The organism is Frankia sp. CpI1-P (assembly GCF_001421075.1).
Lineage (GTDB): Bacteria > Actinomycetota > Actinomycetes > Frankiales > Frankiaceae > Frankia > Frankia torreyi.
Genome location: NZ_LJJX01000044.1, coordinates 24,159 through 39,100, shown reverse-complemented (window position 1 = coordinate 39,100; position 14,942 = coordinate 24,159). Strand labels below are relative to the sequence as shown.

9 protein-coding genes and 13 pseudogenes are annotated in these 14,942 nt (G+C 72.8%); 12 read left to right on the top strand and 10 right to left on the bottom strand.

The features are described from left to right. Position 1: 1 nt before the first annotated feature. The 4 genes and pseudogenes from FF86_RS56255 to FF86_RS23755 all read left to right on the top strand — a co-directional run. Positions 2 to 749 (top strand): annotated as a pseudogene (locus tag FF86_RS56255) (malate synthase G); the annotation flags it as partial. Positions 750 to 813: 64 nt separating this feature from the next. After that, positions 814 to 1,715 (top strand): annotated as a pseudogene (locus FF86_RS23760) (thiolase family protein); the annotation flags it as partial. A 1-nt stretch (position 1,716) separates the two neighbouring features. Next, positions 1,717 to 1,962, top strand: a pseudogene (locus tag FF86_RS56250) (acetyl-CoA C-acetyltransferase); the annotation flags it as partial. Positions 1,963 to 2,094: 132 nt separating this feature from the next. Further along, entirely contained in the window at positions 2,095 to 2,883 is a 789-nt protein-coding gene (locus tag FF86_RS23755; protein ID WP_044886984.1) for an enoyl-CoA hydratase/isomerase family protein, read from the top strand. 113 nt (positions 2,884 to 2,996) lie between these two features. Here the strand turns inward: FF86_RS23755 and FF86_RS23750 are convergent, their stop codons facing one another. Further along, positions 2,997 to 3,509, bottom strand: a complete 513-nt coding sequence (locus tag FF86_RS23750) for a TetR/AcrR family transcriptional regulator (RefSeq protein WP_255355901.1) — start codon at positions 3,507 to 3,509, stop codon at positions 2,997 to 2,999. A gap of 656 nt (positions 3,510 to 4,165) precedes the next feature. Here FF86_RS23750 and FF86_RS56245 point away from each other — a divergent pair. The 8 genes and pseudogenes from FF86_RS56245 to FF86_RS23725 all read left to right on the top strand — a co-directional run. Then, a partial coding sequence (locus FF86_RS56245; protein ID WP_242419395.1) for a cytochrome P450 occupies positions 4,166 to 4,945 on the top strand: 780 nt, incomplete at its 5' end. Positions 4,946 to 5,129: 184 nt separating this feature from the next. After that, positions 5,130 to 5,485, top strand: a pseudogene (locus FF86_RS56240) (nuclear transport factor 2 family protein); the annotation flags it as partial. An 84-nt stretch (positions 5,486 to 5,569) separates the two neighbouring features. Beyond that, positions 5,570 to 5,703, top strand: a pseudogene (locus FF86_RS63790) (TlpA family (seleno)protein); the annotation flags it as partial. A gap of 1 nt (position 5,704) precedes the next feature. After that, positions 5,705 to 5,775: pseudogene (locus FF86_RS63785) on the top strand (hypothetical protein); the annotation flags it as partial. Between the two features lies 1 nt (position 5,776). Then, on the top strand, positions 5,777 to 6,643 hold an 867-nt coding region (locus FF86_RS23735), incomplete at its 5' end, for a ResA-like WAxxUGC motif-containing protein (protein WP_242419394.1). After that, positions 6,640 to 7,038 (top strand): annotated as a pseudogene (locus FF86_RS56235) (phosphotransferase); the annotation flags it as partial. The gene FF86_RS23735 and the pseudogene FF86_RS56235, both read left to right, overlap by 4 nt. A 42-nt stretch (positions 7,039 to 7,080) precedes the next feature. Next, a partial coding sequence (locus FF86_RS23730; protein WP_242419393.1) for a phosphotransferase occupies positions 7,081 to 7,983 on the top strand: 903 nt, incomplete at its 5' end. 99 nt (positions 7,984 to 8,082) lie between these two features. After that, complete coding sequence (locus tag FF86_RS23725; RefSeq protein WP_044886988.1) at positions 8,083 to 9,222, top strand: ResA-like WAxxUGC motif-containing protein; 1,140 nt, start codon at positions 8,083 to 8,085, stop codon at positions 9,220 to 9,222. A gap of 537 nt (positions 9,223 to 9,759) precedes the next feature. On the opposite strand, the pseudogene FF86_RS36345 reads toward FF86_RS23725, so the two are convergent. The 9 genes and pseudogenes from FF86_RS36345 to FF86_RS23705 form a co-directional block, all read right to left on the bottom strand. Then, positions 9,760 to 10,170 (bottom strand): annotated as a pseudogene (locus FF86_RS36345) (hypothetical protein); the annotation flags it as partial. A 97-nt stretch (positions 10,171 to 10,267) separates the two neighbouring features. Further along, positions 10,268 to 10,504, bottom strand: a pseudogene (locus tag FF86_RS67945) (hypothetical protein); the annotation flags it as partial. 1 nt (position 10,505) lies between these two features. Then, a pseudogene (locus FF86_RS67940) lies at positions 10,506 to 11,118 on the bottom strand (MFS transporter); the annotation flags it as partial. A 1-nt stretch (position 11,119) separates the two neighbouring features. After that, positions 11,120 to 11,715: MFS transporter (locus FF86_RS67935; protein WP_396230044.1), on the bottom strand; the 596-nt coding region annotated here is incomplete at its 3' end. 227 nt (positions 11,716 to 11,942) lie between these two features. Beyond that, a pseudogene (locus FF86_RS64325) lies at positions 11,943 to 12,175 on the bottom strand (hypothetical protein); the annotation flags it as partial. Between the two features lies 1 nt (position 12,176). Beyond that, positions 12,177 to 12,653: pseudogene (locus FF86_RS64320) on the bottom strand (N,N-dimethylformamidase beta subunit family domain-containing protein); the annotation flags it as partial. 1 nt (position 12,654) lies between these two features. Then, positions 12,655 to 13,368, bottom strand: a pseudogene (locus FF86_RS64315) (N,N-dimethylformamidase beta subunit family domain-containing protein); the annotation flags it as partial. Positions 13,369 to 13,676: 308 nt separating this feature from the next. Further along, positions 13,677 to 13,919, bottom strand: a complete 243-nt coding sequence (locus FF86_RS23710; protein ID WP_044886990.1) for a hypothetical protein — start codon at positions 13,917 to 13,919, stop codon at positions 13,677 to 13,679. Between the two features lie 448 nt (positions 13,920 to 14,367). Beyond that, positions 14,368 to 14,931 (bottom strand): flavoprotein, encoded by a 564-nt coding sequence (locus FF86_RS23705; RefSeq protein ID WP_044887009.1) that lies wholly within the window; start codon positions 14,929 to 14,931, stop codon positions 14,368 to 14,370. Positions 14,932 to 14,942 lie beyond the last annotated feature (11 nt).

The window sequence follows — 14,942 nt, the reverse complement described above, 5'->3', positions numbered from 1 at the left end:
NCAAGGCCGACATGAAGACGCAGACCTGGATCACCACCTACGAGAACAACAACGTCGACCAGGGGCTGGCAGCCGGCCTGTCGGGACGCGCCCAGATCGGCAAGGGCATGTGGGCGATGCCCGACCTGATGGCCGACATGCTGACCCAGAAGATCGGCCAGCTCCGGGCCGGCGCGACGACGGCCTGGGTGCCCTCCCCCACCGCGGCGACCCTGCACGCGCTGCACTACCACCAGGTCGACGTCTTCGCCCGCCAGCGGGAGCTGGCCGAGCGGCCCCGCGCGGACCTGGGCGACATCCTGCGGATCCCGCTCGGTGACCCGAGCGCGTGGAGCGCCGAGGACCGCCAGCAGGAGATCGACAACAACGCGCAGTCGATCCTGGGTTACGTCGTGCGCTGGATCGACCAGGGCATCGGCTGCTCGAAGGTGCCCGACATCCACGACGTCGCGCTGATGGAGGACCGCGCCACCCTGCGGATCTCCAGCCAGCTCATGGCGAACTGGCTGCGCCACGGCGTCGTCACCCCGGAGCAGGTGCACGCCAGCCTGCAGCGGATGGCCGCCGTCGTCGACAAGCAGAACGCCGACGACCCGGCCTACCGGCCGATGGCCCCGGACTTCGACGGTGTCGCCTTCCGCTGCGCCACCAGCCTCATCTTCGACGGCGCCCGGCAGCCCAACGGCTACACCGAGCCGATCCTGCACGCCCATCGCCGGGAGGCGAAGGCGCTGGCCGCGGGCCTGTGACGCCCTCGCGTGTGACGCTGGCCGGTAACGAGAAACGGACGACTATGGGCAAGGTGGTGGGGTCATGCGGGATGCAGTGATCGTCGAAGCGGTGCGGTCGCCGGTGGGCAAGCGGAACGGGGCGCTGGCCGGGGTCCATCCCGGCGACCTGTCGGCGCACGTGCTGACGGAGCTGGCCGCCCGCAGCGGGATCGACCCCGGTCTGGTCGACGACGTCGTGTGGGGGGTCGTCTCGCAGGTCGGCGAGCAGGCCCTCGACGTCGCCCGCACGGCAGTGATCACCGCCGGGTGGCCGGAGCACGTGCCCGGGACGACCGTCGACCGGCAGTGTGGCTCGTCGCAGCAGGCGGTCCACTTCGCCGCCGCCGGGCTCATCGCCGGGCATTACGACGTGGTCGTGGCGGGCGGCGTCGAGTCGATGACCCGGGTGCCGATGGGTTCCGCGGTCGGCGACGCCAAGCCGCATCCGGCCAGGTTCATCGAGTACTGCGGCGGGGTGCGTCCCAACCAGGGCGTCGGCGCCGAGATGATCGCCGAGAAGTGGGGCTTCTCACGGACCGACTGCGACGAGTTCTCCCTCGCCAGCCACGAGCGGGCGGCGACCGCCCAGGACGGCGGCCGGTTCGAGGCGCAGATCGCCCCCGTCGACCTGCCGGGCGGCGGCGTGTTCGCCGCCGACGAGGGCATCCGCCGCGGCGGCACGGTCGAGACCCTCGGCAAGCTGAAGACCGTGTTCCGCCCGGACGGTGGCGTCGTCACGGCCGGTAACGCCTCGCAGATCTCCGACGGTTCCGCCGCCCTGCTCCTGACGACCGCCGAGAAGGCGGCCGAGCTCGGGCTCACCCCGATCGCCCGAGTGCACACCGCGGTCGTCGTCGGCTCCGATCCCGTCATGATGCTGACCGGTCCCATCCCGGCCACCCACAAGGCGCTGGCGCGCAGCGGCCTGTCCCTCGGCGACATCGGNGCGTTCGAGGTCAACGAGGCGTTCGCACCGGTCCCGCTGGCGTGGCTGGCCGAGTTCGGCGCCGACCCCGCGACGGTCAACCCCAACGGCGGCGCGATCGCGCTCGGCCACCCCCTGGGCGGCTCGGGCGCGCGCATCATGACCACGCTCGTCCACCACATGCGGGACAACGGCATCCGGTACGGCCTGCAGACCATGTGCGAGGGCGGCGGTCAGGCCAACGCCACCATCCTCGAGCTGCTCTGACCCTCGAGCTGCTCTGACCCTCGAGCTGCTCTGATCCTCGAGCTGCTCGGGCCTTCGAGCTGCTCTGACCCTCGGGCGGCTCCGGCCAGCTCCGATCCTCCCTTTCCGTCCTCACGAAGTGGACCAACCCCAGTGGTAGACGACGCCCACGACCTGCTGCGCTACGAGTCGGTCGGCCCGATCCGGGTCATCACGCTGAACGACCCCGACAAGCTCAACCCGATGACCGACGCGCTGCACGAAGCGCTCACCGACGTGTGGGTGAAGGTCATGCGCGACCGCGAGGTCCGCGCCGTCGTGCTCACCGGCGCCGGGCGCGCCTTCTCCGCCGGTGGCGACGTGCCGGGCTTCCTGGCCTGCGTCGAGGACCTCGATCATCGCCGGTCCAACATGCGCACCGCCCGGCTGCTGGTCGACCACATCCTGGGCTGCCACGTGCCGGTGATCGCCGCGGTGAACGGCCCGGCGGTCGGCCTCGGCTGCAGCATCGCGGTGTCCTGCGACATCGTGCTGATGTCGGAGAAGGCATTCCTGGCCGACACCCACGTCAACGTCGGGCTCGTCGCCGGTGACGGCGGCGTGGTGACCTGGCCGTTCATGATGAGCCTGCTCAAGGCGAAGGAGTACCTGTTCACCGGCGAGCGGATCCCGGCCGCCACCGCCGTCGAGCTGGGCCTGGCCAACCGGGTCGTCCCGCACGAGAAGCTGCTCGACGAGGCGATGGCGCTGGCGGAGAAGCTGGCCCAGCAGCCGGCCCAGGCGCTGCAGGAGACCAAGCGCTCCCTCAACCTGCACCTGCAGCACGCCGCCCTGAAGGTGCTGCCCTACGCCCTGTCGACCGAGAGCGAGTCGTTCTCCTCGCCGGAGGTCGCCGAGCGGGCCCGCGCCTTCGCGGCCCGCTCCAGCAACGGCAAGGGCTGACCCACTCGAATCCCGGCGGGCGGGTTCCCTGAAACGGCTGNGGCCAGCACAGGAACCCGCCCGTCGGCAGGCGCCGAGATTCGCTCAGCGGTCCAAACGGCTACGCGTCCTGGCTAAGAGGCCGGGGGGCCGAGGGCGGCGTCGACGATGCGGTCGGCGAAGGCGCGGTCGACGGGGGCGCGTTGAATCGTCGCTCTGAAGATCAACGGGCCGAGGATCTGGGCGAGCAGTTCGTCGTTGTCGCGCTCCGCCACCGTCTCGCCGGCGGCGATCGCCCGGTCGATCGCGCCGCGCAGCAGCGACGAGATGCGCCGCAGCAGATCGTCGCGGAGTTCGGCCACGGCCGGGTTCTGGTCGGCGGTGGCGATGACGGTGGTGAGGAACTGCCGCGCGACTGGCTGGGCGAGATCGGCCCCGGACCGGATCAGCTCGCGGCTGAGCCACTCCCGCAGGGGGCCCTCGCCAGCACGCAGCAGCGGCTGTTCGGTGATCTTCAGCGCCTCGGTGATCAGGTCGACCTGGCGCGGCCAGTGCCGGTAGATCGTCGCCCGGCCCACCTCGGCCCGCTGCGCCACGCGCTGATGCGTCAGCGCCGCGGGCCCCTCCTCCTCGAACAGCGACCGCACGGCCTCGCGCACCGCGGCGCGGGTGNGGGCGATTCGGGCGTCCTCGACCGTCGTCTCCACGACTCGAAATTCTATGAGACACCTTGACTCACATAAGAGATATGAGGCACTCTGCCTCACATGCCCGGGATGAGTCGTGGGTCACACGGCGCGCCGGTGGACGATTCGAGGAGACGGCGATGACCGACGAGAACAGCAGCGGGAAGCTCACGATCCACAATCTTCCGATCGCACGGGATCGGGACGCGGCCTGGCGCCAGATGCGCGAGTACGGCCGCACGGTGCAGCTCGACGGCGGCGTCGCGGCCACCGACGTCGAGACCGTCGAGACCGTGTTACGGCAGCCCACGGTCTTCTCGTCGAAGAAGGCGTTCGACGTCCTCGGCAGCCCGCTGCCGCTCGTGCCCATCGCGTTCGACCCGCCCGACCAGACCCGCTACCGGCGCATTCTCCAGCCGTTCTTCAGCCCGCGGGCCATCCGACCGCTGGAGGACGAGCTGCGCCGGCAGATCGTCGACATCATCGAGCCGTTGGTGCAACGCGGGTGGTGCGAATACGTCTCCGAGGTGGCGGGAATCTTCCCGGTCCAGGTGTTCCTCACGCTGTTCGGGTTACCGCTGGAGATGCGCGACCAGTTCATCGAATGGAAGGACGCNATCCTCGGGCTCAGCGACCCCTCCGGAAACACCGCCCTCGACGAGGCCGCGACCGAGGCCGCCATGACCACGGCGCTGGGGCTGTTCGGCTACCTGGCCGACCTCGTCCCGGCGCGCCGCGGGGTCGCGGGCGACGACGTCCTGAGCCAGCTTCTCTGCCTGGAAGGCGACGAGGCCCTGACCGACGAGGAGGCCATCGGCCTGTGCTTCCTGTTCGTCCTGGCGGGTCTGGACACCGTCGTGGACGCGCTCGGGTTCGGCATGGACCGGCTGATCCGCAACCCGGCCCGGCGCCGCGAGATCGTCGACGATCCCGCGCTCATCCCGGCCGCGATCGAGGAGCTCCTGCGCCTCGACCCACCGGCGCCGTTCGTGCCGCGGGTGACCACCGAAGAGACCGTGCTGGACGGGCGGACGCTGCCCGCGGGCACCCGGGTCACCACCAACCTCGCCGCCGCCAACCGGGACGAGCTGCGCCACCCCGACCCCTACGAGGTGAACTTCCACCGCGGCGAGAGCCCGCACCTGAGCTTCGGCGCCGGGGTGCACCGCTGCCTGGGATCGCACCTGGCGCGCCTGGAGATGCGCCTGGTGCTCGAGGAGTGGCACCGGCTGATCCCCGACTACGATCTCGCCCCGGGTGCGTCGCCGCAGGTGAAGTGGCCGCGCGGCACGCTCGGGCTGGACGCCCTGCCGCTGGTCTTCCCGGCCACATCCGCCACATCCGCCACGTCCGCCACGTCCGCCACGTCCGCCGGGGCGGGGACGCAGGCGTCATGAGATAGGCAGTTGAGTTCATTTATCAACCTGATCCTTGCGGATCGTCGGGGGCGGCGGTTACGGTTCCTCCGGGCCTGCCCGGAGGAACCCGCTGCCCCCGGACACCTCGCCGGACACCTGGCGTGCGGCCCTGCAGGAGCCGACCCAGCGGGCCGACCCGACCTCCGAGGAGGGCTCCCCGCCCATGGGTACACGGCAGGAAGCACCCGTCCGCGAACTGTTGCGCCTGTTCGACGAGGGCGACTTCGTCGGCAACATGGACCGGCTGCTGGCCCAGTTCGCCGAGGACGCGACGTACCAGATGAGCGTCCCCGGCCGGGAGGCGCTGCGCGGCCGGGAGCTCATCGCCAAGGAACTGGCCCGGCAGGCCGGCGACTACACCGACTGCGTCTGCGAGATCCTCACCGTGGTCAGCGACGACCGCCACGTCGTCACCGAACGGATCGACCATGTGACGATGCTGCACGACGGCACGCGGGTGTCGAATCCCCTGCTCGCCATCTTCGAGGTCAACGACGACGGCCGCATCGTCGCGTGGCGNGAGTACTGGGACGCCCTGTCGCTGTCGCACCGGATGGGCGTCGACCCCGGGACCATGCTGGGCCTGATGGGGCTGGAGACGGCGTGATCCTCGACGATCTCACCGTGGACCCCGCCGGCTTCCAGGCCGGCACCGGCTGGGCCATCAAGCCGCAGGGTGCCTGTAAGGGCGACGTGTGCGTGCCGTTACCGAGCTCGGTGCGCCGTCCCGACGGCCGNCTCGACGTGACCGGGCTCGCCGAACGCCTCGGCATGGGCCTGGTCGCGGACGAGGCGCACGGCGTGTGGGCNCTGGGCCCGGAGTCCGCGGTCACCGGCCGGGCGCTCACCACCGCCGAGGCGCCGCCGCTCGAACTGCCCCGGCTGGACGGGACGCCGTTTCGGCTGGACAGCCTGCGCGGGCAGAAGGTCGTGCTCGTCGCGTGGGCCTCCTGGTGTGGCTGCCGGGAGGACCTGCGCCTGTGGACCGCGCTGCGCGAACAGCTGCACCCGCGGGGCCTCGAGGTCGTCACGGTCGCGCTGGACACCGGCGGTCCGGACGCCGCCCGGCCCTGGATCGAGAAGGCCGGCGGCAGCCATCCCGCACTCATCGACGCCCGCCACGAGCTGGGCGCGAAGTTCGGCGTCGTCAACGTGCCCAACGGGCTGTGGATCGACGAGGACGGCGTCATCGTCCGGCCGGCGGAGCCGGCGTGGATCGAGGATCCGCACGCCAGCTCCGAGACTGCCGCGCGGTCGCTCGACGAGCTGCCCGCCGACCACCGTGACGTCCGCGCCGAGATCGGGAAGATGGCCATCGACCCGGCGGTGTACCCGGCGATGATCCGGGACTGGGTGGCGAACGGCCGGGCCAGCCGGTACGCCCTCGAACCGCACGAGGTGCTCGACCGCGCCCGCCCGCGCGACGGCGCCGTCAGCCGGGCGGCCGCCCGCTTCGAACTCGGCGAGTACGTCCACCGCGCCGGCGACCACCCCGCCGCCGTCGCCCACTGGCGCGAGGCGCACCGCCTGCAGCCCGACAACTGGACGTACAAGCGCCAGGCCTGGAATCTCGAAGAACCGGAGTCCGTGCGGACGATCGACGCCTACGGCACCGGCTGGCTCGACGACGTCCGCGCCCTCGGCGCCGAGAACTACTACCCCGAGATCCAGCCGTGACCAGGACGGCGGAGGAAGACCGCCTCGTCGCCCGGGTCGAGGAGCTGATCGGGGGCACGGTCACCGCGATCGAGCGCCAGCCCCGCTGGCGCAAGGCCTGGTACCTCACCGTCGACCGGGACGGCATCGAGCTGGCGCTGTACGTCCGCGGGGACAAGCAGATCGACGCCGAGCCCTACCCGGGGCTGGACCGCGAGGCCGCGATCCTGCGGATCCTGGAGCGCAACGGCGTCCCGGTCCCCCACGTCCACGGCATGAGCAGCGATCCGATCGGCATCATCATGGACCGGGTGCCCGGGACCCGCGACGTCGCCGAGGCGGCGGACGACGCCCAGCGCCGGGGCATCGCCGAGCAGTACATGGAGATCCTCGCCCGGATGCACAGCATCGACGTGNCCGAGTTCGCCGCCGCCGGCATCGAGGTGCCGACCACGCCNGAGGGCGCGCAGCTCGCCTTCGTCGACGCCAACGAGCGGCTGTACCGGCGGACGAAGAAGGCTCCCGAACCGCTCGTCGAGTGGGCGCTGCGCTGGGCGCGACGCCGGCTGCCCACCGCCGGCAACCGGGCCCGGTTCATCCACGGCGACACCGGCCAGTTCCTGTTCGTCGACGGCCGGATCACCTGCGTCTACGACTTCGAGGCGGCGCACATCGGCGACCCGCTGTCCGACCTGGCCGGGCTGCGCACCCGGGCCGGCACCGAGCCGCTCGGCGCGGACATCGAGCACATGATCCGCCACTACCAGCGGGTGGCCGGCACGACCGTCGACCCCTCGGCGTTGTCGTTCTACACGGCCACGTACATGCTCACCGCGGTGATGGCGCTCAGCGGGCCGCTGACCGAGCTGCGCCCCGCCGATCAGCAGGCCGAGTACCTGACCTGGGATCTGATGGTGCGCCGGGCGATGCTGTGGGCGATCGCCGAGGTCGAGGGCGTCAAGATCGAGCCCGCGCCGCCGGTGACCCTCCCGACGGGCTATCCCGCCCGGATCACCACGGTGCTCGAGGGCACCGTGCGGCGGATGGTGCCGGCGACGCCGGTCGACGAGGCCAACCAGAGCGCGGCGCTCGCCCTGGCCCGGTGGGCGGCCGCGATGGTCGCCGTGGGGGCGGCGAACGTCGAGCGCGACCTCGACCAGGCCGCCGTCCTGCTCGGCCACCGCCCCGCCGACCAGGCCGCGGCCGACGCCGAGCTGGAGCGGTTCGTGCTGGCCGCCGGGCCCGAGCACGACCTCGCCCTGCTGGAGTACTTCGCCGCCCAGACCGAGGCGCGGGTCGCCGAGGCCGTCCCGATGCGGCAGCGGCTCGAGCAGTACGCGCTCGCGAAGGTCGTCCTCTGAACCTGAACGCGACCCCGAGCCCNAGCGCGTCCCCAAGCCTGGACGCGAGCCCGAGCCTGGATGCGACCCCACGCCAGCCCTGATCCGAGGGAGCAACGCATGCTGGTGAGCACGGACACCATGGACCCGGCGGTCTTCACCGCGGGCACCGGATGGTCGATCAAACCGCAGGGCGCCTGCAAGGGCGAGCACTGCGTGCCCCTGCCGGCCGAGGCCCGGGACGCGGCCGGTGACGTCGTCGTCGAGGTGGTCGCCCGCCGGCTCGGGATGCCGCTCGTCGTCGACGCGGAGCACGGGCTGACGGCGGTCGGCCCCGAGGCCGCCGTCACCGGCCGGATGCTGTCCACCGCCGAGGCGCCGGAGCTGACGCTGCCGACGTTCGACGGCGCGACGTTCCAGCTCTCGCGGCTGCGCGGAACGAAGGTGCTGCTCGTCGCCTGGGCGTCCTGGTGTGGCTGCGCCCACGACCTGCCGCTGTGGGCCGCGCTGCGGGAGCGGCTGCGCGGGAACAACCTGGAGATCGTCACGGTGGCGATGGACGTCGCCGGTCCCGACGCCGGGCGGCAGTTCGTGGAGCGGGCCGCGCCGCGGCACCCGGCGGCGATCGACGCCGAGCACAGCCTCGGCCGGCTGTTCGGCGTCGTCAACGTGCCGAGCGGGGTGTGGATCGACGAGACGGGAATGATCGTGCGCCCGGCCGAGCCGGCGTTCCCCGGCCGGGTCGTCATCTTCGACGAGTTACGCAAGGCCGATCTGGAACGCGAGGCCGCCGCGAGCGCCGGCACCCTCGACCGGATGCGCGAGGTCCTGCGCAGCGACGACGGGTTGTCCGACTCGACCGTCTCGCTGGTCGAGATGACCCGGATCATCGCCGACCACGCCGAACCGGAGCTGTACCTGCGGATGCTGCTCGACTGGGCGGACAAGGGCGCGGGCAGCGAGTACGTCCTGGCGCCGCACGAGGTCGTCGAACGCTCCGCGCCCCGCCCGCCCGACGTCGCGACGGCCGCGGCCCACTTCGAACTCGGCCAGCATCTCGAACGCCACGGCGACCACCTCGCCGCGGTGGCGCACTGGCGGCGGGCGCACGAGCTGCAGCCGCTGAACTGGACCTACAAGCGCCAGGCCTGGCGCTTCGAATACGGCCCCGACGGCCAGCCGGACCGCTACACCAGCTCGATGGAACACGACCTGCGCGCCGTCGGCCCGGAGAACTACTACCCCAGGCTGCGGCCCTGACCGACGCCGGCAGGGCTGCCCGCCGGTAGGTGGCAGGCATCAGCCCGGCGCGGGCGGGGCGACCGGGACCACGGACTGGGCGGCGGGGACGAGCAGCCGCGGGCGCCCGGTGCCGTCGGCCGGGACCGTCCAGGTGTCGGCGAGGGGCACGCCGGAGCCGAGGTTCGCCACGGCGTAGCTGACGTGGTCGTCGTCGATCCAGGCGGCCTGGTCGTCCACGTTGCGGGTCTCGGCGAGCGGATGGTCCGCGCCGGTCACGAGGTCGAGGACGTGCAGGCGCCAGGTGGCGGGGGCGAAGCCGTGGCTCAACCGGGACTTGTAGGCGATGCGGTGCTCGTCCGGGGACAGCGACGGGCACTCCACGCCGTCGCGGAGAATCTCCGCNCGCCGGTCGTGCACGTGCCCGCGGATCAGGTAGTAGTGATCGCCGGTGTGCAGGGTGGCGTAGAAGGTGTCGGAATCCGCCGCGAACGTGACCCCCCAGAGGTTCTCGTCGATGGCGTACAGCCGGCGCCCGGCCCGGGTCACGGCGAAGTNCTCCAGGTCGGCGACGATCCGGCCGGCGGTGAGGTCGACGAGCAGCGTCCGGGTCGAGAACGAGTCGGTGTTGTAGGCGTCGCCGACGACGAAGGTGGTCACCGCGCCGATCCGCCCGTCCGGCGCCACCCGCGTCCGGCTGGCCAGCCCCGCGATCGGCAGCCGGAACAGCACGTGCAGCCGGTCGTCGAACACGGCGATCCCGGCGCGGGCGGACGCCCGGTCGTCGCGCAGGCAGAGGCCGCGCCCGGCCCGCTCGTCCACCCGGTCGCAGGTCAGGGCCGTCGACGCGCGCGGCCCGGCCGGATCACGCACGTCGGCGGCCTCGACCCGGCCGAAGCCCGCACCTTCGGCGGCGTCGAGCACCAGCAGGTGCGGGCGGGCCAGCAACGCCGGCAGCGACGCGGTCATCGGCACCGGGCGGGCGGCGCCGGGCGACGCCGAGCCTGCGGCCCGGGGCGTGGCCGACGCCTGTGTGGCGGCCGCCTCTCGCTGCCTGTCCCGGGCNCTCACCGCCACCACACCGGTCAGGCACACCGCGACGACCAGGGCAAAAGCCCCCACCCGCGGGCCCGACGGCCAGCGCAGTCCCCGCACCAGGCCCTGGCCGCGGACTGGCGCTCCCGGGGAGGCTGCGGAGAACTCTGACGCGGAGAACTCAGACGCGACAACGGCGGATGCGGGGATCGCGGACGCGGGGATCGCGGATGCGGGGGGCCGAGGAGCGAGAACGGCGTCGGCGGGGNGGGGCGCCGGGTGTCCGGATCGGAAGGGATGCAGCAGCACCGCCGCGAACACCCCGCTCACCAGCGTCAGCACGAGCGCGTCGGCGAGGGCGGCGCCCGGCCCGGACCGGGTCCAGACCGCGCCGAAGCCGAACGTCGCCGTCCCCCGCCCGGCGGCCAGCACGACACCGACGAGGGCGAGCCCCGTGGTGCGCGCCGACGCGGGCACGGTCTGACTGGTCAGGGCGGCGATCACGCCGTCCGAGGCGGCGAAGTAGATCCCGAGCAGCAGGGGCAGGGCCAGCACGCTCCACCCGGACGGGGCCGGGGCGAGCAGGACGGCGAAGCAGCCGCCGAGCGCCGCCTGGCCGCCAAGCAGCACCCGCCCGGCGCCGACGCGGTCGGCCAGCCGACCCATCGGCACCGCGAACAGCAGGTAGACCAGCGACTCGGCGACGAACAGGGAGGGGAAGAACCGGCTGTCCACCCCGGCCTGGTGGCGCAACGCCAGGAACAGCAGCGAGTCACTCACCGCGGGCAGGCTCAGCAGGGCCGCCACCGCGAGCAGCCGGCGCAGCGCACGGTTCGCCAACAACTCCGCGAGAGGAGTCCACAACCGCCCAGGCGCCCTGCCNGCCGGTGCGATCGCGGGCTCCGGCGCGGCGTCCGCGGGTCGGCGGTTCTCCACGAACAGGGCCAGGACCGCGAGGCCGACGACGGCGATGAGGAACGCCGCGGTGAACACCGTCGAGTAGGAACCGGGGGCGACGCCGAGCAGGGCCACGGCGAGCAGCGGCCCGAGTAGCGCACCGCCGGTGTCGAACGCCCGGTGCAGCCCGAACGCCTCGGTGAGCCGCCCGCGGGGTGCGGACAGCGAGATGAGCGCGTCGCGGGGACCGGTCCGGATTCCCTTGCCGAGCCGGTCGGCCCCGAGCCAGGCCAGTACGGGCAGCCAGCCGTGCGCCCCGAGCAGGCCCAGCCGGGAGGCCGCCGACAGCGCGTACCCGGCGCCGGCCGCCTCGCGGTAGCGCCGCCACCGGTCGGCGAGCAGCGCCCCGGCCAGCGCGGTGACCGCGGCGACGACCTGGAGAAGACCGTCGGCGGCGCCGAACTGCAGGGCGGTGAAGCCCAGGCGCACCGTCAGGTACAGCGGCAGCACCGAGGCCACCATCTCGGCGGACAGGTCGGTGACCAGGCTCGTCAGCCCGAGGAACAGGACGTTGCCGGACACGGCGGACGCCGCGGCCCCCGCGCCGGCATCGGCCCCCGCGCCGGCATCGACATCAGCGCCAGCGCCGGCGCCGGCATCGGCGCCCGCGCCGGCCTTGGCATCGACCTCGCCGCTCAGGTCGTCGCCGGCGTCGGCACGGCCCGTCCGGCTGGGTGCGGGCTCGGGCAGCGGGCGCCGTCCCGCCAGATACACCGCCGGCCCCCGCTACCGCGCCCGACTCTGGGCGGTCAGTTCTTCTCTCCCGGTGCGGTGCCGCCGTGGTCCTCGGCCGGGATGGCGTCGACGGCGGGATGGCGCAGCCCGGCGGGACCCGCGGCGAAGGCGGTCAGCAGGTTCGTGGTGATCTGGGTGATCGCCCGTTGGATGGCCGGGCCACCGGTGCCGGGCCCGCAGACGTCGGCCAGCGGGCAGACCCAGGCGCTGGTCCCACTGTCGAACACGCCCGCCCCGGACGGCGTCGNGTAGTAGCTGACGTCGGAGAAGTCGTGGACGCCGCGGCAGGTGATCGGCGAGTGGGCGATCACCTCGATCGGCCGCGGGGTGGGGTAGGCGAGGTTGACCCGGTCGTACTCGGAACCGATCAGACCGGGCAGGCGGGCGCCCGCGGTGAGCCCGGCGCCCTCGAGCAGCCACGACTGCGGACGGGCGATGATCATGTCACCGTGGACCGGGTTGCACTGGTACATCCCGCCGGTCAGCGAGCTCTCCGGGCTCGCGTTCGGCGGGGAGGGCCAGTTGGCGGTGATGTGGGCGTCGTCGCGGCCGTAGAGGGGATCCTCCTGCGCCACCTTGTAGGCCGTCTCGAGCCGGTCGGGTCCCAGCGGCGACGGGTCGAGGCGGATCCGCCGGTACACGGCGTTCGCGCCGAGAAAGGCGAGGTTCGTGCCGCGGTCGCGGGCGGCGCTCAGCGCGGCCCGCATCGCCGGGGAGTAGTACTCNTCGTGGCCCAGCGAGATCACCGCCCGGGCGCCGTCGAGCAGATGCGGGTCGGCGTGCAGGTCGAGGTCGGTGGCGTAGGACACCGGCAGGCCGAGGCGCTCGGCGAGGGCGACGAGAGGCTCCTCGTTGCCGGTGAAGTCCGCCGCGCCGTCGCCGTAGTCGTACGGCCGGTCGAACGAGACGACCCTGGCCCGGTCCGCGAAACCGCGCGGACCGTGGTACAGGCTGTAACCGCCCCAGGCGTTGTAGGCCTGCCAGGTGGTCACCGCGTTGAGGATCACCACCCGTCCCGCGGCGGACGGCCCCCGGACGGTCAGCGGCACGTACCGGTGGTTGCCGTCGGAGGCGTCCAGTCGGAACAGGTAGTCGCCGGGCGGCCAGGAGGCGGTGGCGAAGGTGGTGGTGGGCGCCCAGGACGCCGCGGAGATCGTGTTGGTGGCGGGGCTGTGCGTCTGGCCGGCCTGGCGGCGGCCGGGAAGCGGCCCGACCGTCGTCATCAGGCGGCAGGTCCGTCCGCCGTACCACCCGGTGCGAAAGGCCGAGATCGTCAGCGAGGGGGCCGTGGTGGACGCGAACAGTCGGACCGGCGTGCCCGCGGCGATGCTGGCGTGGTCGAGCCAGCCCTCCACCGCGTTCTGCGGGCCGAGCTGACTCAGGCCGCACTCGGCCCCCGGGCGGGCGTTCTCGGCCCGGACATCGAAGCCTCCGGACGGGNCGCCGCCGGGGCCGGTCGTCGGGAGGCGGGCCGCCTCGGACCGGCGCGGCGGGGGCGTGCCACCGACGCATCCCACGAGGACGAACCCGCATCCGATCACACAGACATAGGCCACAAGACGGATGAGTCGGCGCCGACGCACGGCTCATCGTCGCAGCATCCGCCCCGCCCGGCCTCCCGGGGTCGCCGAATTCGACCGGATCGACCGGGTATGGCGCGGGAGCCTGGCCTCATCCGGACCGAACCGGACCGAACCGAACCGGACCGGACCGGAACCGGAACCGGAACGAACCGGAACCGGAACCGGTCAGGTCACGGCGGAACCTGCGGCCGGGGTGCCGGACAGGTGGGCGAGGTACCGATGGCAGGCCCTCGCGCGGTCGGCGTCCTCCTTCATCACAGTGCGGAAGAACTCGGCGATCTCCCGCTCGTCGGCGTTCTCCGCATCGCGGATGAACTGGTCGTAGTCGTGCCCGGCCTTCAGGGCGTGGTACTGCACCGTGATCAGGTCGTGGACGATGTCACTGAACCCGGTCTCACCAGTCGCCATCAGAGATGCCTCCTTCTCGCAGTTCCGGGAGGTCGCAACGGATACCCCTGGCATTCCGCGGGGGCTCGCCGCCAAACACTGGCGGACCGTGCGCAACGCACCGCAGCCCGCCTCATGCACCCGCAGAAGCGACCCGGTCACAGCACTGCNGCAGCCGCTCGCATGCGCCTTTCCGCTCGGTGACGGCCTGCGATGTCCGACGGCGCTCGCCTCGCCGCCGGACGGTCCGCCGGAACCGCTCCGCGAGAGGCGTGCATGGGAGCGGAGCCACGTGGTTGCTTCGCATGGACAAATCGGACGCCGAACCATACAGAAGAACCACGGTGGCGGCTCTCCCACGCATCCGCCCCGAACCGCGGGCCGTCGCCCCTGTAGCGCCCAGTCGCAGCCACACCGCGACGTCACGGGTGAAAGCAGGACAGGAAACGAACCTCCGAGGCGACGACCACTAGCCCGCCCCGGCACGACCCGGCGGGAGGGCGGCGAGCACGGCGCGCAGGTCGTCCCAGGGAAAGGCCGTGTTCTCCCGGCCGGGCTGGTCGGCGCCACCGCGCGGGTCGCCGGGCCGGCCGAACACGAGGCGCACGCCCCAGGACCGCAGCGCCTCGACGCTCGCGGCGTAGGCGGGGTGACCGGCCAGGGCGCTGTTCGGATACGGCGCCATGATGATCGGCAGACCCGCGCCGAGAGCCTCGTTGAGCAGGCCCAGCGCCAGGGTGTCCGAGATGCCCGCGACGATCTTGTTGACGGTGTTGAACGTCGCCGGGGCGACGACGAAGGCGTCGGCCGGCGGCAGCACGTCGGGCTCCCCCGGCCGCTTGTACGCGGAGCGGACCGGATGGCCGGTGAGCTCGGCCAGCCGCCCGGCGTCGAGAAACGCCATCGCGGCCGGCGTGGCGATCACGCACACGTCCCACCCGGCGGACCGGGCATGCTCGACGAACGCCGGCAGCTCGGCCGCGGGATACCCACCGCACGCGACGAGGTAGAGCACCCGACCGTCGGCTGTCATGACCACCCTCC

What these genes read in the sequence shown, in the direction of transcription:
- FF86_RS23705 (WP_044887009.1), bottom strand. Translation starts at nt 14,931, where the DNA reads ATGACAGCCGACGGTCGGGTGCTCTACCTCGTCGCGTGCGGTGGGTAT.
- FF86_RS23725 (WP_044886988.1), top strand. Translation starts at nt 8,083, where the DNA reads ATGCTGGTGAGCACGGACACCATGGACCCGGCGGTCTTCACCGCGGGC.
- FF86_RS23710 (WP_044886990.1), bottom strand. Translation starts at nt 13,919, where the DNA reads ATGGCGACTGGTGAGACCGGGTTCAGTGACATCGTCCACGACCTGATC.